Below are 20,862 nucleotides of genomic sequence, written 5' to 3' on the forward strand. Positions count from 1 at the left end.
TTATGGTTCTGCGTGCTCAGGTATGTAACGCGCCAACAGCGTATGTGCTTTTTCGAATTCGAACTGAATAACCAGCTCGTTAAGCTCATTCAATATTGCTTCAGGCAAGGGAGCGTCCACCTTTAGAGAGGCGACCAGCTCAGTAGCGCGGGCATCATAATCTTGCAATGCCCTGGCAAGTGTTATCAGGCTTTCCCCGTAGTGCTCCGACTGGGGCCTGGCATCTGCCTTTTGTTGGGGCTGTGAAGCACTGGTATTCAGATAGCGGCTAATTTGCTCATGACACGCTCTGATGTAGTCCAGTAATTCGTCTATCTTCACCAGGTCAATACGGTCTTCTTTTATTTGAGATTCCAGTGCAGTACATTGGTCGCTCAGATAAGTCATAGACAGGTTTGCACTGGCACCTTTCAGGGCATGTAACAGGTGTTCGGCCAGCTCAGTGTTTCCTATGGTAATGGCTTGTTTCAGGTTAATAAGCTCTTCTATTTGCTGTTTTACGAATTTTTCAAGCAGCGAAAAGTATACGTCGCGGTTGCCGGCTGCCCGATTAATACCAGCATCAATATCAATGCCCTCAAAAGCAAATTCCTCATGTTCAACGTCGGGCTCAGCTGAGCTTTGATGCTCGGGTATTGGCGGTGCCGTCTTTTCACTCTCGGCCTCATGTTGCTGAGTATGGAGCAAAATGGTCTCAATCATGTTTTCTACATCAATAGGCTTAGCAATATGGCCAACCATACCGGCATTCAGACAAGTTTGGATGTCGGTTTGCATAGCATTGGCGGTCATGGCCAGGATGGGCGGCTGTGCTATCTCGGTGAGTTTACGAATAGCTCGCGTTGCTTTTATTCCATCCATCACCGGCATTTGCATATCCATTAAGACAATATCAAAGGCGGTGGCCTGCACGGCTTCAAGCGCTTCCTGGCCATTGTTTGCAACCGCCACCGCTGCCCCATGAAAAGACAGTATTTCAACAGCGATTTCCTGATTGACGGGTTGGTCTTCGGCCACCAATATCGTCAATCCAGACAGCCTGCTATCGCGAGCCATTTCAGCACTGTTGAGTTGCTGTGGGTGCGGTGCCAGGCAGGCTTGCAGGCAATCGAATACGCTTGAGGGGTTGATGGGCTTTAATAACACACTTGAGATGATATGTTTTTGCTCGTCTTTAAGTCCCAACTCGCGTCCATATGCCGTCACCAATGCATACTGGCTTGCAGGAGAGTGGGTATGCAGCTCCATGATGGTGTCTATGCCGTCTTTTTGTGGCATGTGCCAGTCAACAAAGGCAATATCAAAGTGGGGTTGCTGATTGCTGACGTATTCTATGCAGGCATCGCCGGAAGAAAACAGCTTAGAGGCAATACCAAATTTCTTCAGCATGGCGGCCATGACTTCACGGGCCAGTGCATTGTCATCCACAATCAGGGCGAGCTTGTCTTTAAAATGCTCTGCCGGCTGGCTGACAAGGCGGGTGGTTGTGGCAAAGGGCAAGGGCAGCGAGAAATAGAATGTAGACCCTTTACCCAACTCACTCTCAACAAAGATCTCACCGCCCATAAGCTTCACGAGATGCTGAGATATGGTTAAGCCCAGCCCGGTGCCGCCATATTTACGTGTAATAGAGGTATCCGCCTGAGAAAAAGACTGAAACAGTTTTGTTTGTTGCTCGCTGCTTAATCCTATTCCGGAATCAATCACACTAAAGAGTAACCGGGCACTTTGCTCATCCTCACTTTGGTAGCAAATATTGATAGTCACATGGCCCTGCTCAGTGAATTTAACGGCATTGCCCGCGAGGTTGATCAACACCTGACTGATACGCAGGGGGTCGCCAATATAGTCATTGGCCACATCCGGGTGAACGTCGAAGATAAGCTCCAGTTGCTTTTCTTCTGCCTTAAGCCCGACGATTGTGGCGACATTATCCAGGATCTTATCCAGGCGAAAATGGGTGGATTCTATTTCGACTTTACCGGCTTCAATTTTTGAAAAATCCAGAATGTCGTTAAGTAGTTTGAGCAGCTGCTTGGCGGCGTTGTCTATTTTTTCAACGTAATTGCGCTGTTTGGTAGTCAACTGCGTATTCAGCGCCAGATGAGCCATGCCAATGATGGCGTTCATCGGTGAGCGTATTTCGTGGCTCATATTGGCAAGAAACTCACTTTTTACTTTGGCATTTTTGTCGGCAAGCTCTTTGGCCGCCAGCATGTCTCGTTCCAGCTCATTGCGCTCTGTGATGTCTAAAAAGGTGCCGACAACACCGCCAACCTCCTTAAAACCGTCAAAGAACGGGGCCTCATGCACAATCAACTCACGGGACTCCTGCTGGCCGTTTTTCAGGGTCAGTTCGAACTGGTGTTGTGCCTGCTGTTCAATCGTATAATTAGATTTTTGCTCCAGATAGCTGGTGGTGTAGACATCGAACACATCCTGAATGCGCATGCCGGTAACTTCAGCTTCAAACAAGTCCAGAAAATCAAGAAAAGCCCGGTTAACACCTAAGAAGGTGCCCTGAGTATCCCGATAATAAGTGGGGTTAGGAATGGCATTGAGTATATGTAGTGTCATCTCCAGATGCTGTGAGAGCGCAGCTTCTGCAGCAAGCTGCTGCTGGGCGTTTTCACACAGCTGGATCTGGATAGCGAGATCTTCACATAGCTGCTGGATACTGGTTTGTTGCTCACTGTCGAAGCGATCGACACTGGCGATATACAGTGCGCCTTTGAGCTGGTTATTAACAATCAATGGATACAGCGCGGCGCTTTTTATGGCAATGGTGACTGCGCCGGCTTTTAACTCAAAGGTTGCGTCTTTAGACGCCAAACACTGGCGCGTCAGGGTTCGTCGCAATTGTGTGTATTGAATACTCAGCTTATCCAGACAGGGCGGGCAACCAATTGTTTGTATTGGCGTGAGTGCCTCATTATCGGTGCAGCAAATGGCCACACTGGGAGCGGCATAATAGGTGGCGAAAAACTCCAAAGCGAAGCGCCGCAGCTCGTCCGGATCGCGGCTATGTCGGATCCCCTGGTTAAACATTTCCCGTAACTTAGCGATTTCGACCCGGTTGTGGAGTTTGTCGTATATTTGACCAACAACATTGGCCAGTCCGCTGAGCTCGGCGCCCAGCTGGTCGGGCAGTTGCAACTGAGAGTTGCCCGTTTGGTTGGCTTCATGTAATGCGTTTTGCAGGCGTTTAAGCGGCTCAAAAAGCCGTAAATTGCACCACCAAAGAGCCACTAAGGCGTTGATGCCAAGGAGCAGCAGGGCCCACATAATTTGCTTACTCAAATCTGTAAAATGAGTGTCTTTAGTTGCCACAAGTTGGCGACTTTGCTCAGTGAACATGCTATCCAGTTGCGCAAGTTCACTGCTAATTTGTTGCAGCGCGCTGTGATAGCCTGTCAGGTTAAAGCGTGATGTCAGAGGAATGCCCGACTGAAACTGAGTCAGCTCGGTGTAGGTCTGGACAAAAAGCTGCTTCAGTTCACTGTGTATCACAGCCAGCTGAGTTGCCGAGGGCTCAATGGGCAGCGCGGCGATTAAAGGGCGCATTGCTGCAGGCTCTGAGGTGTGTGCTTTTACCGTTACCGTCAAAGGTGACTGGCTGAACCTGGCTAACTTTTCGAGTTGCTGTGGCTGCGGGTCGTTAAGGTATAAAGCAAGTTGAATAGTGTGGTCTTGAGCATGTTCCCTAAGGCTGACAGAGAGTGTGGTCAGGGTTTCAAGGTTGTCGAGCTTTTTATTAATGGGCTCGAGCCTGGTGAAACTGAGAAAGAGTAATAAGGCTGCAATAAATAAACCCGACAGTATCACTGAAAAGACTACATTTACTCTAAATTTTAGACCCATATACACGCCACACTGTTGAGTTTACTAACATAGTAACCATAGTCGCGTGCCATCATTTCTCAAGCTATGCTTAGTGAAAGTAAATAAAGCGACGAAGAGGACAAAGGAATGGCAGATATTTTGGTGGTTGACGATGTGGCTGAAAACCTGCACATGCTGCAATTGATCCTGCGCCAGCAAGGTCACACGGTGCTTGCCGCCATTAATGCCGAGATTGCGCTGAGCATAATCCAGCGTAATCCGCCTGAGCTTGTGATCACCGACATTAAAATGCCCGGCACATCTGGTATTGAACTGTGCAAGTTACTAAAGGCAGAGAAGCATACCAGCCATATACCGGTAATTTTTGTCAGTGCCCATAGCGACACCGACTGGATAGTCGAAGCGCTGCATGCCGGCGGCAATGACTACATTACCAAGCCCTTTATTCCAGCCGAGATCCTCGCCAGAGTGGATACTCAGATCAAACTACTGGATGCGCAAAAAAGTGCGGTAAAGCAGCAGCTCTCTCAGGTGATGAACGAAATGGTCATTGGTGTTGCACACGAAATAAACACGCCGCTGGGCACTGCCATCACGGCTGTCAGTCATTGCGGTGATACGGTGAATAAGCTGGTTGCAGCACTTGAAGCGGGCAGGGCAGACACCACTTTGTTTACCGACAAGTTGAGAGAATGCGATACCAGTCTGGCACTCAGCCAGAGAAATTTAAACAAAGTGGCCAATTTTGTCTCTATGGTGAAGCAAATTGCTCGGGTTGAATGCCCTGTGTCGCCTACCCGAGTGAGCCTGCTAGAGTTTGCTGAAAAAGTGCAATGTGCCTGGTCGGACAAACCCGTTGAGTTGCACCTCGTCGTACCCAAAGATCTGGTGGCTGTGTTTGATGGTGGGCTGTTAGCATCTGTGCTGGACACGCTGATAGCAAATTCCCTGGCACATGGCCGCCAGCAAGAAACATTGCAGGTGACTATCACCCTGGATATAAAAGAAGGGAAACTCTCCGTGCGCTATCAGGATAACGGGCTCGGACTTGACGGGATCTCAGAAGAAGACATGCTGAAGCCCTTTGTTACAACGAAAAGGGGCAACACCGGTCATGTCGGGCTGAGTGCTTCGGTGGCAGCCAATTTAATTGTTAATGCACTGGAGGGAAATTACAGTGTACAAAACAATGAGGATGGCCTCCTTTGGCAGATAACTTTACCGGTCGAGCCTGTTTGATCTGAGTCAAACCACAGGATAATTGATGAGGTGGGCGGACATAAGTCCTTATCTGTGGCGGTGGATTTCTCTAAGCTCGCGAGCAAGATTTTATCTTAATTCAAAAAGTTAATTTTCAATGTTCGAGTTGCAGTTAATTTCTTGAATTTAAGTCACGTAAATATATCGGTGGAACCATTATGCAACAGCTACCTACAGTTGACTATCAAGCGCCTGACGCGGCGAAACTATTTGTAGAATCTCTGCGCTCAACGGGCTTTGGTGTACTAAAAAATCACCCAATTCCTCAGGAACTGGTTGAGTCTATTTATAAAAACTGGCAAGAATTCTTTAACTCAGAAGAAAAGCACGCGTTTTTATTTAACAAAGAAACGCAAGACGGTTACTTTCCGCCCGATGTATCTGAAGTTGCGAAAGGCTTCACAATTAAAGACATTAAAGAGTACTTCCACGTTTATCCAAAAGGGCGTGTGCCTGCACAACTGGATGCAGAAATTCGTGAGTACTACCGTCTGGCCAATGAGTTTGCAGCGCAATTGTTAAGCTGGGTTCAGGCCGAAGCACCAGAAGATGTGCGTGCCAAGTTCTCAATTGATCTGAAAGACATGATCAAAGACTCTGAACAAACACTACTACGCGTTTTACACTACCCACCTATGACTGGCGACGAGGAGCCGGGTGCTATCCGTGCAGCAGCACATGGCGACATTAACCTGCTGACAGTTCTGCCAGCGGCGAATGAGCCAGGTCTGCAAGTACAAAGACAAGACGGCAGCTGGTTAGACGTGCCTTGTGATTTCGGTAACCTGATCATCAACATCGGTGACATGCTGCAAGAAGCGTCTGGTGGTTATTTCCCATCCACTATCCACCGCGTGATTAACCCAACCGGTAAGGCCAGTGACAAGTCTCGCATCTCATTGCCATTGTTCCTGCACCCACGCCCGGATGTGGTTCTGTCTGAGCGTTACACTGCAGACAGCTACCTGCAAGAACGTCTCAAAGAGCTGGGTGTAAAATAAACACAGCTTGTTTGTTGCATTGGGGCATGACCAATTAGCCGTATAAATTGGCCGAGAAATGGCCTTTGCAACAATGAAGACGTTATAAAGAAACGGTGCGAAAGCGCCGTTTTTTGTTGCTAAAAGAGGCTTACTTCTCGTTTATTTCTCGTACTGGACAATTCCAGGGTTAGCGATAAAAAAAGGACAATATTCAGGTCCTTGCAAAAATTTTTCTGACAATTAAGCAAAAGTGTGCAATATTAAAATTTTTCACACTGAGAAAAAATAATAAAAAACTTAATGACAACGCTGTCATTTGTTGTGTAACATCAAATCAACATGACTGAACACCGGTTGCCTTTGAATGAGGAGGCACCAATCACAACTTTTAGGGGTCGCTACATGATGGCTAAACAGGTTGAACATGACCAGTTATATATAGGTATAGATGGTGGGGGGACGAAATGTCGTGCCACCATATACTCTGCAATACATGGCGTACTAGGCACTGGTCTTGGCGGTCCTGCGAACCCGCTGCACGGGTTTGAAAGAACCTTAGAGTCTATCATGGTCTCAACTCAGCTCGCGTTGCAGGACGCAGGGCTTAGGGTTGAGCAGGTTCACGAGCTTAATGCAGGCTTAGGCCTTGCAGGCGTTAACCTGCCAAGCTTATATGACAAAATCATGCGCTGGGATCACCCGTTTAAACAGATGTTTCTGACCACTGATTTGCACACGGCATGTATTGGTGCTCACGAAGGCGAAGATGGCGCAGTGATCATCACCGGAACTGGCTCCTGCGGGTTTGTGCTGGTGGAAGGTAAAAGTGCCAACTATGGTGGTCATGGCTTTGCACAGGGCGACATTGGCAGTGGCTCCTGGATGGGCCTGGAAGCGGTGAAAGCGGTATTGTTAGACTTAGATGAGCTTGGACCAAGTACAGCGTTGTCAGCGGTTTTGCTCAAGCACTTTAATACGAGTACGGCCATGGGCATTGCCGAACAAATGGCGGGGCAGCCTTCAAGCAGCTACGCCAAACTGGCGCGTTATGTGCTGGATTCAGCAAGAGCCGGTGATGTAATTGCACTGGAGATTGTTAAAACCGGCGCTGACTACATCAGCCGGCTCGCGCGCAAGTTACTGCAGCAAAACCCGCCCAGACTATCTATGATTGGTGGCTTGTCGGAGCCGCTAAGCGAGTGGTTAGACCCACAAGTGGCAAAACAAGTTGAACTGCCAAAACAACCACCTGAAATGGGCGCTATCTACTTCGCCATGCAGAGTATTCGACGTCAATCAGAACATTTGGTGTAATACATGAACAGATTTATAGCCAGCCGTTTGTTTGACGGCACCCAGTTTAAAAACGACGTAGAGTTTGTTGTCGACAATGGCCTGCTTCGTTTTGAATCACACCCGTCGGGTAGTGACATCACTCGCCTTGAGGGCATAACCGCACCTGGTTTTATAGATGTCCAGGTAAATGGTGGCGGCGGCGGCTTTTTAAATGCCGATCCATCACTATCTTGCCTGACAACAATTGTTGCAGCTCATGCAAAGTTTGGCTCAACCGCCTTGATGCCAACGCTCATTACGGATCAGATTGCAGTTATGGAGCAGGCGGCAGATGCAGTTGCTCAGGCGATTGCAGGTAAAGAACCTGGTGTGGCGGGGATCCACTTTGAAGGCCCGCACCTGTCTCATCCTAAAAAAGGCACACATAGCGAGCAGTTTATTCGCCCAATCTCAGAGCGCGAATTTGCCATTTACGGCCGTGAAGATTTAGGCATAAAAATGGTAACGCTGGCACCTGAAACCGTACCGCTGAGCGATATAAAACGCCTGGTCGAGCTGGGCGTGAAAGTATCCATTGGCCATTCAAATGCCGATTTTGAAACCACCATGGCCGCACTGGAAGTGGGGGCCGATGGCTTTACGCATCTGTTTAATGCCATGTCGGCGTATACCTCCCGAGAGCCGGGTGTGGTGGGCGCTGCACTGTGGGACGATAACGCATGGTGCGGTTTGATTGTCGATGGCCACCATGTTCACCCGGCGTCGGCCAAACTGGCTATTCGCAGCAAACAACGTGGCAAAGTCATGCTGGTAACCGATGCAATGCCGCCAGTTGGTACGGATGATCAGGAGTTCGATTTCTTTGATGGTCGCAAGGTGATCCGCACCGGTGACAGGCTCAATTCAACCACAGGCGAGCTGGCGGGCAGCGTACTGGATATGGCCAGCGCGGTGCGTAATAGCGTCAATACGCTGGATGTAACCTTATCAGAAGCATTGCGTATGGCCTCTTTATATCCGGCTCAGTATTTGGGCCTGACTAACAAAGGGCGCCTGATTGATGGCGCGGATGCCGACTTTATTGTGCTCGACGACAAGCTTGATGTGTTGCAGACCTTTATTAACGGGCAACGCGTATAATTTTCCCTGGGTAAAAAACCCCGCTGCAGTTTAGCGGGGATTTTTTGTTTGTGTAGGTAGTAACTATGTCAAATAATAAGAAAAGGCTGGCATCGCTCGATGCCTTGCGTGGCATGGATATGTTCTGGATCCTTGGTGGTCAGTCCATATTTGCCGCAATGTTTGTATTAACCGGCTGGCAGGGTTGGAAAATATTCGAAGCGCAGACACTGCACAGCGCCTGGCACGGCTTTACCTTTTATGACTTAATTTTCCCCTTATTCATCTTTTTATCTGGTGTGGCAATGGGGCTCAGGCCCAAGCGCATTGATCACTTGTCACTGGAAGAGCGTAAGCCCATTTACATCAAAGCGATTAAGCGTCTGGGTTTACTGTGCCTGTTTGGGGTTTTGTATAATCATGGCTGGGGCACAGGTATACCAGCTGATTTAGGCGAGATCCGCTATGCCAGTGTACTTGGTCGTATCGCCATCGCCTGGTTCTTTTGCGCCATGCTGGTGTGGCATTGCAGCCTGAAAACGACGGCGCTCACGGGTGTTGGAATATTACTCGCGTACTGGGTGTTGCTGTGCTTTATCCCTGTACCTGGTGGCAGTGCAGGGGAGCTTACGCCGGCAGGCAGCTGGAATGCCTGGGTAGACCAGGCGTTGCTGCCCGGTATTACTTATCAAAACCGCCCGGTTGACCCGGAAGGGATTTTGTCTAGCTTCCCGGCGATTGTGAACGCCATTGCTGGTGTATTTGCCGGTCAATTGATTGCTCAGACAGATAAACTCGGTCAGTGGCAGGTGGCAGGGCGTTTGTTCGTGGCTGGTATCATTAGTCTGGCTTTGGGCTGGTTGTGGGACCTTCAGTTCCCGGTAAACAAAGAATTGTGGACCAGCTCCTTTGTACTGGTGACTGTCGGCTGGAGCGCCATTTTCCTTGCCGTTTTCTTTACGCTGGTCGATATACTCAACGGACAGAAGCTGGCTTATCCGTTTGTGATCATCGGTGCCAACTCCATTATCATTTATCTGGCATCAAGCCTGGTGGACTGGGCCTTTATCAGCCGCAGTGTGTTTGGTGGCATCATCAATGCGGTGCCAGAGCACTGGCAGGCTTTGATCAGTGTTTGTGCCTTACTGGCGGTCCAGCTGCTGGTATTACACTGGATGTACAAACGTAAGATTATTGTGAGTGTATAGCGCATAGGTATTTAGAGGCTTGCGCCTTGTCAGACTTTTAAAAATGGCCTGCTCAGCAGGTCATTTTTATTTTGACCATAAAAAAGTACATTTTTTTATCACTTTTACTTTACAAGCGCGTTTTTTTCTCTAATAATGACAGCGTTGTCATAATGGTAATAACCTAAACAGTGTATCCCAGTTAGGTTTTGATCTGACCTTGTTTTGATTGCACGCAGAGCAAGGCTCAGATCCCATTTTTCCTGTTTGTTCACAACCTTGAGCCTTACATTATGCAAATAGTCATTCTAAAAAACGCAGCTGAAGTTGCAGCATATGGTGCCGATATTTTCACTCAGCAGTTAGCACGTAACCCAGGCTCTGTACTAGGACTGGCGACAGGATCAACGCCAGTTGCTTTGTATCAGGAGCTGATCCGTCGCAACCAGGCGGGCACGGTGAGCTTCAGCAAAGCCAAAACGTTTAATCTGGATGAATACCTGGGCCTGAATGGCGAACACCCGCAAAGTTATCGTTATTTCATGAACGAGCAGCTGTTCAACCACATAGATATCAACAAAGAAAACACCCATGTTCCGCCGGGTGATGCTAAGAACCCAATTGAAGCCTGCAAAGAATATGAAGCCCGGATTAGCGCCGCCGATGGTATCGATGTTCAGCTGCTGGGCATTGGTCGTAATGGCCACATTGGCTTCAACGAGCCTTCGTCCGGTCTGACATCGCGTACTCGGGTAAAAACCCTGACTAAAGCGACCATCGACGATAACGCGCGGTTTTTCGCAGCGGATGAATACCAGCCACATTTGTCAATCACTATGGGGATCGGCACGATTTTAGACGCCCGCAAAGTGGTCTTACTGGCAACCGGTGAAAATAAAGCCGACGCGGTACACGCCATGATTGAAGGCCCACTGACCGCCGCTTGCCCGGCATCCGCATTGCAAATGCATCGTCATGCTGTGATTGTGCTTGATGAGGGCGCCGCCAGCAAACTCAAAGACATTGAATTTTACAAGCATATTGAAGCTGAGAACCAAAAGCTTCAGGAATATCTTGCCTCTCTGTAGTGTGTTATCACACTGTAGTTCAAGCCCGTAAGGGCTTTTTTTTTTGCCGCAAAGCTATTGGCATTCGGGCCAGCTATGTTAGCGTGTCGTCAAAGAACAAGAAAAGGATAAATGTCTTGCTGCATTACACGCAAATGAACCTCAACAGGGCCTCGGCTGAACGCAAAGACCCCAACTGGTTGCTTGGCCAGTACGGTGAAAAAAGCCGCTGGTTACTGGTATGGAATAACAAAAATTTGATTGCAAGCAACGAGCGTCAGCTGGCTTTGTTGTCTCAGTCACAGGTTGATACGCTTGACCGCGCCGAAGCCGTGTTTTTAGGCATTGACGACACACATAGCTACTTTGCACTCGACGTCAGCGAAGTTGAGCAAGAGCTGCTTCAGGGTTGTATTGATGTCAGCTTTGACGAGCATACCTTTAATCAGACTTTCCATTTCGAAGACATGCGTACCATAGGGCCAAAGCTGGACGCCGAGCTGGCGTCGGTAGGCGTGCTGGCGCGCGGGCTATGTTACTGGCATAAAACGCACCGTTTTTGTGGTCGTTGTGGTAGTGCAAACCGCCCTGTGGAAGCCGGGCATGCGCGTTTGTGTAACGATAAAGCATGTCGACACATGACTTTTCCACGCACCGATCCTGCCGTGATCATGCTGGTCACGCACACCTTCCCCGATGGCATTGAGCGCTGTCTGCTGGGTCGTCAGGCGCAGTGGCCCGAAGGCGTTTTTTCGACGCTGGCGGGGTTTGTAGACCCGGGTGAAACCCTGGAGCGGGCCGTGATCCGCGAAGTTAAAGAAGAAGCCGGTGTTGAGGTTGACCAGGTACGCTACCTGGCCTCGCAACCCTGGCCCTTTCCATCGTCTATTATGCTAGGCTTTATAGCAACTGCAAAAAGCACCGACATTTTTGTTGAGCAGGACGAACTGGAGCAGGCCCAGTGGTTTTCCCGTGAAGACCTCGACGGGTTTGCCGAGTGGGGAGACGATGTACCTGGCTACAAGCTCACCCGTCCAGATTCTATCTCCCGATACCTGGTTGAATACTGGCGTCAGCAATGATGCACTTAGTCCAAAATTGAGCACACTATGAAGAAGAATACTAAACTGGTGGCCGCTGGCCGCAAAACCCAGTACACCAAGGGCGTTGTTAATCCGGTGGTGCAACGTGCATCGACCGTTGTTTTTGATTCTGTCGCCGATATGCAGGAAGCCATTTCCGAGCGCGGCAAACGCACTTTATTTTATGGCCGTCGCGGCACCAATACGCATTTTGCACTGCAAGACGCCATTATGGAGCTTGAAAATGGCGCCGGTTGTGCGCTGTATCCGTGCGGAGCTGCCGCCATTTCGCAGGCGTTGTTGTCTTTTTTGAAAACCGGCGACCACCTGCTCATGGTGGATACTGCGTATGAGCCAACACGAGATTTCTGTGACAAAATCCTGGCAGGGCTGGGGATCACCACAACCTATTATGATCCACTAATTGGCGCTGATATCGAATCGCTCATTCAGGACAACACCAAAGTGTTGTTCCTGGAATCACCGGGCTCTATCACGATGGAAGTGCAGGACGTACCCAGCCTGGTCAAAGTGGCCAAAGCCAAAGGGGTGATCACTATGCTGGATAACACCTATGGCAACGGCTGGCATTATCGTCCGCTGGAGCATGGGGTAGACATCAGCATTCAGGCTGCCACTAAATACATAGTGGGTCACTCCGATGTGATGATGGGCGTGGCCGTTGCGAACGAAACTTTGTGGCCGACGCTGCGAGAAAACTCTTACCTGCTTGGCCAGTGCACCTCGGCGGATGATGCTTATCTGGCACTGCGTGGTTTGCGGACCATGCCGGTGCGCCTGCAACAGCACGAGAAATCGGCGCTGCAAGTGGCCAACTGGCTGGCGGGCCACCCACTGGTCGACCATGTGCGCCATCCGGCGCTCAAAAGCTGCCCCGGACATGAGTTCTTTAAGCGCGACTTTAGCGGCAGTAATGGTTTGTTTTCTGTGGTAATGAAAGAAGGTCACCGCAAAGCCATTAACCGTTTCCTCGACAGCCTGCACCACTTTAAAATGGGCTTTTCCTGGGGCGGCTTTGAAAGCCTGGTAACGGCGAATGCCAGTATGGCGCCGCTGCGCAGCACCACCGGCTGGCAGTACGGCCCGGTGATCCGTTTACACATAGGTCTGGAAGATGTGGAAGATTTGATTGCCGACCTGGAGCAGGCGCTCAAGGTGTATCAGGAAAGTTTGTAACAGCAAAGGCGGTGAGCAGTCACCGCCTTTTTTATACCCGCTATAGGCTCTGGGCGTAATGATATAACGCTTTGAGTACCGCCAGATTTTTTTCATTCCCTTCATGTTCATACACCAGATTTTCCAGCGTGATCATAAAGTCCTGCGCATTAATCGACGGGTTGTCTTCGCCATGCATCAGTTTGTTCTGACAGTATTTACGCCACTGTTCCAGTTCATTGGCAGAGAGGCTCTCGGGCCAGTTTCGGGCACGATAGCGAAACAGCAGGGTGTGAAACTTAGGGTCTTCAAACTCCAGGTTTAGCGAGCCCAGTTCGTGCGGCGGCGCTTCGCGGACAATGGCTAGCTTGGCTTTGTCGGCTTTACTGATAAAGCCATTATAAAGCTGATAGTCCGGGTTAGTGGTGTCACTGAAATCGCCCTGATCGTTAAACACCTCCGCGACTTTGTCACGCAGCTCCGGGTGCGATTTCAAAATTTTAAGATGTGCCAAGCACTGTTCACGATCAATGCCCAGGCGGGCTGCGTTTTCGGGCAGCAGAGTTTTCGCCGGTGCTAATATCGGACATTTGTTCAGGTGAACCAGTTTCAGACCAACCGGCAATTCATCTTCACCCAAATCGCTGTGTTTAGTGTATAAGCGCGCGCGCAGTTCTTCCACCGACAGGTCCAGCAAAACCTGCGGATCGTTGGTCAGGTTAAAACACACCACGGCATTTTTGTTCACCGGATGGAAACTCATCGGTGCAATCCAGCTGGTGCATCCCTGAGTGGCCGGAATACGCGAAGAAGTATGCACCAGCGGCTGCATGTTAAACACATCAACCAGCTCAGCCAGTGCTTTTTTACCGCGCAGTGAGAAGAAAAACTGATACAGTTTCGGTTGTTTTTCTTTGATAAGCTTTGCCAGTGCAATGGTTGCCGTCACGTCGCTCAGTGCATCGTGAGCATCGGCATGCTCAATGCCATTGGCCTTGGTTAAATCTTCCAGGCGAAAGCTTGGCGTGCCATCTTCTTTTTCTGGCCACACAATACCTTCAGGGCGCAGCGCATAACAGGCACGCACTAAATCAATAATGTCCCAGCGGCTATTGCCATTTTGCCACTCGCGCTCATAAGGGTCATAAAAGTTGCGATACAGGCTGTAACGGGTCACTTCGTCATCAAAACGAATGCTGTTATAACCGGCAACACAGGTATTGGGTTTACTGAATTCGCGATGGATCTTGGCCATAAACTCACTTTCCGGCAATCCATGTTTCAGCGCATGCTGCGGCGTGATCCCAGTCACCAGGCAAGCCTCCGGCTGAGGCAAATAATCCGCCGCCGGACGACAATATTCAATCAGCGGCTCACCTATGATATTCAGGTCCAGGTCGGTACGGATCCCGGCAAACTGACTCGGCCGGTCCTTCTGCGGGCTGGCCCCCCATGTCTCATAATCGTGCCAGTAAATTGTCGGGATATTATCAGTTAATTCTTGTGTCGCCATCAGGCTATAAATCCTATTTCAATCAACCTGTTATTCTTATTCAGTGCAGCAGGCTGCTGTTCAGAGTTTGCTGTTTTTAAGCCCAAGTGTGTATACGAATGCGTTTTCAGCCAGGGCTTGTACAAACTCAAAAGTCTGGAAATCTAAGTCGTTACGTTATTGTCTCATAGTGATGGGTTGGGAGTAAACGGAAGTGGGTGGAAGTGGGTTTTAATACTTAGATAATAATTGTTTTAACGAAGAGATAGGCGAGTTTAAAGCTATCAGCGTCTGCCGATAAACAGTTTTATGAAAACAGAGGGCATAACTGACATTGATATCTCAGTATTAGACTAAGGTCGTAGAGTATGTTGCCTGTATGATTTTTGTTCTCCCTGTTACTCTGAGAGGGCAGGTCATCAACTCGTTAAATGTCGGCGCGGCCTGTGTTTGCCGACCAATACAACATGGAAAAGGTAATGAAATATAGAAATTTATTAATGGCGCTGCCGTTGCTTGGTGCAATGGAAGTCGCGCTTGCGGTGGACTGTAGTAACTTAACTGACTGGCAGGCTCAGAGCGTGTACACCAAAGGGGATTCGGTTACTTATCAGTCGGTAAGTTATACCGCCAAATGGTGGACTCAGAATCAAAACCCAGCGAACAACTCTACCACTTATGCTGTGTGGAATAAGGATGGCAACTGTGACGCAAGTGAGCCGGTGCCACAAGTGACGGTGACCTCTCCGAGCAACAACACGAGCATTATTATCGGAACGCCCATCGATTTGGCTGCATCCGTTTCTCATCCGCAAAATATTGCCATTGAACGGGCGGAGTTTTTTATTGATGGTACGCTGATCGCAACCGACAATACCGCGCCATATTCTGTGCCCTGGCAGGCCCAGGGGTTAGGCAGTCATCAGTTACAGGTGTTTGCAGTCGATGCAGCAGGTGGCAGGGGAGAGTCCAGCGCAGTGAACTTTACTGTCGCTGCCGATGACTTCCCGCCGGGTGATCCGAACTTTAAAATTGTTGGCTACTTCCCAAGCTGGCAGGGGGCGGTCAGTGATATCCAGTTTGATAAACTCACCCATATTAATTATTCATTCTTACTGCCCAACGCGGATGGCACGCTTCAGCCGCTCGAAAATTTAAGCAAAATGACAGCGATGGTAAATTCTGCCCACGCCAACAATGTTAAGGTTGGCATTGCCATTGGTGGCTGGAATGGTGGGGATGACAGCGCATTTGAAACCTTTGCGGCGTCGGCACAAGGTCGCTCGACATTTGTGCGTGAAGTAATGGCCTTTGTAGAGCTGCACAACCTGGACGGGGTAGATATGGACTGGGAATATCCTGATCCCGGCACCTCAGCCAATAACTACGCGCTGTTGATGAAGGAGCTAAGCGTTGAGCTGCGTGCTCGTGGTAAATTTCTGACTGCGGCTGTGGTGGCGCTGGGTTATACAGGCGGTGGTGTACTGGAGTCGGTTTTCCAGGATATCGACTTTCTGAACCTGATGGCATACGACGCCAACAATGCTGAGCATGCATCTATGCAGTATGCCAAAGACTCTATTGCATACTGGCAAAGCCGTGGACTGAGCAAAGAGAAAACGGTGCTGGGCGTGCCTTTTTATGCACGTCCAACCTGGAAGAGATATCGGACCCTGGTGCAGGAAAATCCGGCGAATGCTTGTCGGGATAGTGATGGCAGCAGTTACTACAACGGTATTCCAACCATCCGTGCTAAAATCGAATATGCGAAACTCAATGCCGGTGGGGTAATGAACTGGGAGCTGTCTCATGACACTAAAGGCCCGGCTTCATTGTTAACCGCGAAGTGGGAAGTCGCAAACGGGTTAGCACCAAGCTATACCTGCCAGTAGTGCCTTTATAATCACACAGTTCAGCAGCTAAACCGGCTGCTGAACTGATTTTCACTTAGTAAAATTGCTTCAGTACGTCCATATCTGGCAGTAAAGGCAAGTGAGCCAGCCGGTTTTGCCAGTGCAGGATAACCTGAGGTATCTCTTCGTAATGCGGGAGCAGCAAGTAACCGCCCAGTACCACCACGCCTAACTGCAGCAGTGAGGCTAACGGCGCACTGGTTGCAACCGGCTTGAGTGCGCTGCCAAATGAGGCTTTCAGCTCATTGTTGTTTATGTCTACCGCGTAACACTCATCCAGAATGAGGTGGGTCAGCATGCCGAAAATAACCATTACGCCACACAGTAGGGCAAAAGGCAGCGCTTTGCCCACGTATAAGGCAATATTAACCGCGATGACGGCAAACATGACCACAGACAACAGCGAGTGGCTTGCGCCGCGGTGAATGGTGTAGCTTTCAAAGAGCGGTTTCAGGGCATACATAAATAACAGATATACGCCAAGGCCAGACAGCCAGATAGTGGTCAGAGAATTAAACTCAACCGCCAGAGGCAGGCCGATCGCGCTGCATAATGCAAATATAGAAAACAAGCTGTTGAGTGAGCGAGACTTATCGGCATCGAGATCCGGAAGCAACCCGGCCAGCGCGCCGAGGATAAATAACACTAACATATCGCCCATACCGGCAAGATTGGTTGCCAATATCACAGATGATGCGCCGGCACTGACTATGACGGATGCTTTAAAATGAGTTGCAAAATTGGCCACTACATACCTTTTTGAATGAATGGAGACTACATCAGCCACATTTTTCATCTGCGGCTGCTCTATCATCCTGATCATAATGGCATTTTAAGCGCTTGCCTAGCCATAAAGAACGCTTAGTTAAAACGACTGCCACAGCAGCGTAAACCAAGCAGCATACAGGGTAAGGCTGCTAAGGGCAAAAGCCAGCGTGCGCATTTTGAGGTTGTTACCGAGAATGTGCTCATAGCAATGCCAGTAACGGGCGGTAACGAACACGGTACTGAACATATACCAGAGCTGGCTCTCAGCTGCCTGAATATGTAATAGCAACAACAGGCAAATAAATAATAGAGGTAACTGGAACTGGTTGTCATAGCTGTTGGTTAACAGTCTGATCCGTTCAGGAAAGCTCTCTTTACTTACAAATCGAATATCTGCCAGAGATATTTTGCGCTGATAAACCGCGCGAATACGCAGTCCGGCAGTGGTCAGCCATAAAAAGGTATAGAGCAAGACCAAAAAGAAGATAGGGATATGGATCCACATTGGATTGTTCCTTTTATAAATAAGACGGGCTTTACTTTATCTAAGGACATGGCTAAGTTAATGTGTCAATAATGACTAATTTGGGGTTGAAATTGACATGCGGGTCGTACTTATTTGTCCTCCAAAAGTGTTCGCCAGTGTACTGACTGGCGTAATCGACATCTTCAATGTGGCTAATCAGGTCATGGGCAAGTCATTTTTTAGTTGGAAGATTGCAGCGTTAAATCGCGAGTTACAGGTTGCTAGTAGCCAGGGGCTGACGATTCAATGTGATAGCACATTAGAGGAGCTTAGTGACTATGACGCATTAGTCTGGATCGGTGCTCAGTACAATGGCCATGCCGCTTTGTGGCAACAGTGTAAAGAGGTCAGTCAAGCAGTGACAACCAGTACGGCCAAATCATGCCGTTATCATCTGGCTGGCTGCTGTGGTGTAGCCTACTTGGGGGCGACAGGCTTGCTTGATCAACACAGGATCACTGCAAGTTGGTGGCTGGCACCATTTTTTGCTAAGTATTTTCCACATATTGACTTTAAAGCAGACGAGATTGTTTTTCGCAGCAATGAGGTGTATACCGCAGGCGCTGCGCACAGCTATTTACACCTGATCCTGACGTTTATCAGCGATATGGTAGGAAAAGAGGTCGCAGAGAACGTCGCTTCATGGCTGGCAATTCCACAGAAATCATCGAATCAAAACCAGTTTATCCGGCTGAGTGTTTTACAGGAACACAGCGATGAGCAGATCAGAGCTGTGCAGTCTCTGATAGATGATTGCCTGACAGAAACATTGAGCTTAAAGCGTCTGGCGGAGTCGGCGTATATGTCTGAGCGCACCTTGATCCGACGCTTTAAGCAACATGTGGGCATGACACCCATGGATTACGTACGACTGGTCCGGCTGGAAAAATCCAAACACCTGCTTGCCAGCTCTAACTTGTCACAGGCGCAGATTGCCTATCAGGTTGGCTACCAGGACCCTCAGGCGCTGGCGAGGCAGTTCAAAAAACACTTTCAGGTAAGTATGAAAGCATTTCGAGAATAATAGTAATTTAGTATATGTTTATGGTGATTACTCTGTTATAAAAGTATTAAATGCTATTGTGAGTAATGCAATTATGAATACGCACCTGACCCTGGCGGCTTTTTGTTTGACCACTTTGGTTGCCTGTGGCGGCGGCTCGTCGGAAAGCAGCCCAACCGCGAGTGACACCACATCAAATACAACGACAGACTCACAGACTTCTTCGCAATCTGGCGGCAGTGCCGCTGAGCCTTCATCGGAGCAAGGAGGTAGCACAGATCCACAAGCCGGGGATGGGGGAGAGGGCGAAGCGCCTGAGTCGCAAAACACCCCGCCTGAGGTAGTCGTCGATATCACTCAACCTGAGGTGGTAAAAGGCGCGCCATTGACCTTGTCTGCTAATGTGGCGGACTCCGAAGATACGACTTTTAGCTACCTCTGGCGGCAAGTAAGCGGACCCGAAGTTGCGCTGGGCGATGTTACGGGGCCAACCCTGACAGTGACTTTGCCTGACACCTACCAGGCTGCGGCGGATAGTTATCAGTTTTCAGTCACAGTGACAGATCCTCAGGGCGCTGACACAACCACAATGATTGACGTAGAAGCCAGTAATGCGATGTCACCCAACCAGGCCGCGATGCTTTTGCACCAGGGCACAATGGGGCCAACACTTGAAGAGGTGAATGCAGCCACGGGGATCAGTGAAACGCAGTGGCTGGATGCGCAAATGGCGCTACCAGCGACCTATCACTTACCGTTACTGGAGAATTACCCAGACAGAGATACGCCTTATCAGATAAACCGGATAGATGCCTGGTGGAAAGCAACCCTGAATGCAAATGACCAATTAAGGCAGCGGGTGGCTTTTGCCTTAAGTGAGATACTTGTGGTCTCGGATGCAAACAATGCGCTCAAAGGCGAGCCTGAGGGCATGCTGGCATATTATGATCTCTTACTGGAACATGCATTTGGTAATTACCGGGCGCTGTTAGAGGCTGTCACCTTGTCGCCGGTGATGGGCACCTACCTCAGCCATCTTGGCAATGAAAAAGCGGATCCTGAACGTAACATACGGCCCGATGAGAATTATGCACGAGAGGTTATGCAGTTGTTCACCATTGGGTTGGATATGCTGGATCAGGATGGCAGTATTATGCAAGGCGATAACGGTCAGCCAATCGCAACCTATTCTCAGCAGGAGATAACCGGGTTTGCACGCGTTTTTACCGGCTGGACGTTTGCTTATTCGGCGCGCTGGGACCGCCCTAGCCGCAATTATAGTTTGCCCATGCAGGCCTTTCCCGAATACCACTCTGAACTTGAAAAGACGTTGCTCAATGGTGAAGTCATCCCGGCCGGAGTGGGGCCAGAAGATTCCATGCAGCTCGCACTGGACAACTTGTTTAACCACACCAATGTGGGCCCGTTTATCGGGAAACAGCTTATTCAGCGTTTAATTACCTCCAACCCAACGCCACAGTACGTAGAGCGGGTAGCAACCGTATTCAATGACAATGGCAGCGGTGTGCGAGGCGATTTAAGTGCTGTGATCCGCGCCATCTACCTTGATGACGAGGCGCGCCGTTATGGTTCAGTGCTGGCATATCAGGGCAAAATTAAAGAGCCTTTACTAAAAGGAGTGCAGCTATGGCGCACATTGAATGCACACAGCGAAGCGGGTAACTATTTTACCTGGAACCTGGATGACCGATATGGTCAGGGCCCGATGCTATCGCCTTCGGTATTCAATTTCTTCAGGCCAGATCACCAACCGGCGGAGCTCAGCGCACAGGGCCTGTTTGCTCCGGAACTTCAGATAGCTAACGATGCTGCGATGATAGGCACTTTGAACCAGCAATATGGCGACCTTATCTGGCGTATGGCTGAGCGTCACGACACCTTAAATCCTTCGGCAATCTACCTGTACGGCCAAAGTGACATCAGTTTGCTCGAAACCAGTGGTCTCAGTGCGCTACTCGACAGATACAATCTGTTGTATTTTGCGGGCAACATGTCACAGGCAAGTAGGGATGCGTTCATTGAGCTGGACGAGTACTTTGCCAATAAAAGTGCAGCAGACAGAGTCGGACAGCTTTTGTTTATGGTGTCATTGTCACCCGAATTTAACGTGCAGTATTAGGAGCCAG

Annotated in this window: 15 protein-coding genes; 11 read left to right on the forward strand and 4 right to left on the reverse strand. The window is 49.4% G+C overall.

Annotation, left to right across the window (positions count from 1 at the left end; translation table 11 throughout):
• Complete coding sequence (locus L1285_RS12420; protein ID WP_235412576.1) at positions 1 to 3,861, reverse strand: response regulator; 3,861 nt, start codon at positions 3,859 to 3,861, stop codon at positions 1 to 3.
• Between the two features lie 108 nt (positions 3,862 to 3,969).
• On the opposite strand from L1285_RS12420, the gene L1285_RS12425 reads away from it, so the two are divergent.
• The 8 genes from L1285_RS12425 (at position 3,970) to L1285_RS12460 (ending at position 13,034) form a co-directional block, all read left to right on the forward strand.
• Positions 3,970 to 5,082, forward strand: a complete 1,113-nt coding sequence (locus L1285_RS12425) for a response regulator (RefSeq protein ID WP_235412577.1) — start codon at positions 3,970 to 3,972, stop codon at positions 5,080 to 5,082.
• Positions 5,083 to 5,261: 179 nt separating this feature from the next.
• Entirely contained in the window at positions 5,262 to 6,104 is an 843-nt protein-coding gene (locus tag L1285_RS12430) for an isopenicillin N synthase family dioxygenase (protein WP_046003165.1), read from the forward strand.
• A gap of 384 nt (positions 6,105 to 6,488) precedes the next feature.
• Positions 6,489 to 7,400, forward strand: coding sequence for an N-acetylglucosamine kinase (gene nagK / locus L1285_RS12435; protein ID WP_235412578.1), 912 nt, complete (start codon positions 6,489 to 6,491; stop codon positions 7,398 to 7,400).
• A gap of 3 nt (positions 7,401 to 7,403) precedes the next feature.
• Positions 7,404 to 8,522 (forward strand): N-acetylglucosamine-6-phosphate deacetylase, encoded by a 1,119-nt coding sequence (gene nagA, locus L1285_RS12440; protein WP_235412579.1) that lies wholly within the window; start codon positions 7,404 to 7,406, stop codon positions 8,520 to 8,522.
• 65 nt (positions 8,523 to 8,587) lie between these two features.
• Positions 8,588 to 9,709, forward strand: a complete 1,122-nt coding sequence (nagX, locus tag L1285_RS12445; RefSeq protein WP_235412580.1) for a transmembrane glucosamine N-acetyltransferase NagX — start codon at positions 8,588 to 8,590, stop codon at positions 9,707 to 9,709.
• A 272-nt stretch (positions 9,710 to 9,981) separates the two neighbouring features.
• Entirely contained in the window at positions 9,982 to 10,776 is a 795-nt protein-coding gene (nagB, locus tag L1285_RS12450; protein WP_046003161.1) for a glucosamine-6-phosphate deaminase, read from the forward strand.
• Between the two features lie 116 nt (positions 10,777 to 10,892).
• A complete protein-coding gene (gene nudC / locus L1285_RS12455) occupies positions 10,893 to 11,837 on the forward strand; it encodes an NAD(+) diphosphatase (protein ID WP_235412581.1) in 945 nt (314 codons plus the stop codon).
• 27 nt (positions 11,838 to 11,864) lie between these two features.
• Positions 11,865 to 13,034: a cystathionine beta-lyase gene (locus L1285_RS12460; protein WP_125719550.1), complete on the forward strand. Its 1,170-nt coding sequence runs from the start codon at positions 11,865 to 11,867 to the stop codon at positions 13,032 to 13,034.
• 40 nt (positions 13,035 to 13,074) lie between these two features.
• On the opposite strand, the gene sbcB is transcribed toward L1285_RS12460, so the two are convergent.
• On the reverse strand, positions 13,075 to 14,526 hold the full coding sequence (gene sbcB / locus L1285_RS12465) for an exodeoxyribonuclease I (RefSeq protein WP_235412582.1): 1,452 nt from the start codon (positions 14,524 to 14,526) through the stop codon (positions 13,075 to 13,077).
• A gap of 458 nt (positions 14,527 to 14,984) precedes the next feature.
• On the opposite strand from sbcB, the gene L1285_RS12470 reads away from it, so the two are divergent.
• Positions 14,985 to 16,397, forward strand: a complete 1,413-nt coding sequence (locus tag L1285_RS12470; protein WP_235412583.1) for a glycosyl hydrolase family 18 protein — start codon at positions 14,985 to 14,987, stop codon at positions 16,395 to 16,397.
• A gap of 55 nt (positions 16,398 to 16,452) precedes the next feature.
• Here L1285_RS12470 and L1285_RS12475 read toward each other — a convergent pair whose 3' ends face one another.
• Both L1285_RS12475 and L1285_RS12480 read right to left on the reverse strand, forming a co-directional pair.
• Positions 16,453 to 17,166 (reverse strand): metal-dependent hydrolase, encoded by a 714-nt coding sequence (locus tag L1285_RS12475; RefSeq protein WP_235412584.1) that lies wholly within the window; start codon positions 17,164 to 17,166, stop codon positions 16,453 to 16,455.
• A gap of 117 nt (positions 17,167 to 17,283) precedes the next feature.
• Entirely contained in the window at positions 17,284 to 17,691 is a 408-nt protein-coding gene (locus L1285_RS12480) for an MAPEG family protein (RefSeq protein ID WP_235412585.1), read from the reverse strand.
• 97 nt (positions 17,692 to 17,788) lie between these two features.
• On the opposite strand from L1285_RS12480, the gene L1285_RS12485 reads away from it, so the two are divergent.
• Both L1285_RS12485 and L1285_RS12490 read left to right on the forward strand, forming a co-directional pair.
• Entirely contained in the window at positions 17,789 to 18,736 is a 948-nt protein-coding gene (locus L1285_RS12485) for a GlxA family transcriptional regulator (protein ID WP_235412586.1), read from the forward strand.
• A 73-nt stretch (positions 18,737 to 18,809) separates the two neighbouring features.
• A complete protein-coding gene (locus tag L1285_RS12490; protein ID WP_235412587.1) occupies positions 18,810 to 20,855 on the forward strand; it encodes a DUF1800 domain-containing protein in 2,046 nt (681 codons plus the stop codon).
• Positions 20,856 to 20,862: the final 7 nt, after the last annotated feature.

It is taken from the genome of Pseudoalteromonas sp. DL2-H2.2, from assembly GCF_021532535.1.
Classification (GTDB): domain Bacteria; phylum Pseudomonadota; class Gammaproteobacteria; order Enterobacterales; family Alteromonadaceae; genus Pseudoalteromonas; species Pseudoalteromonas rubra_A.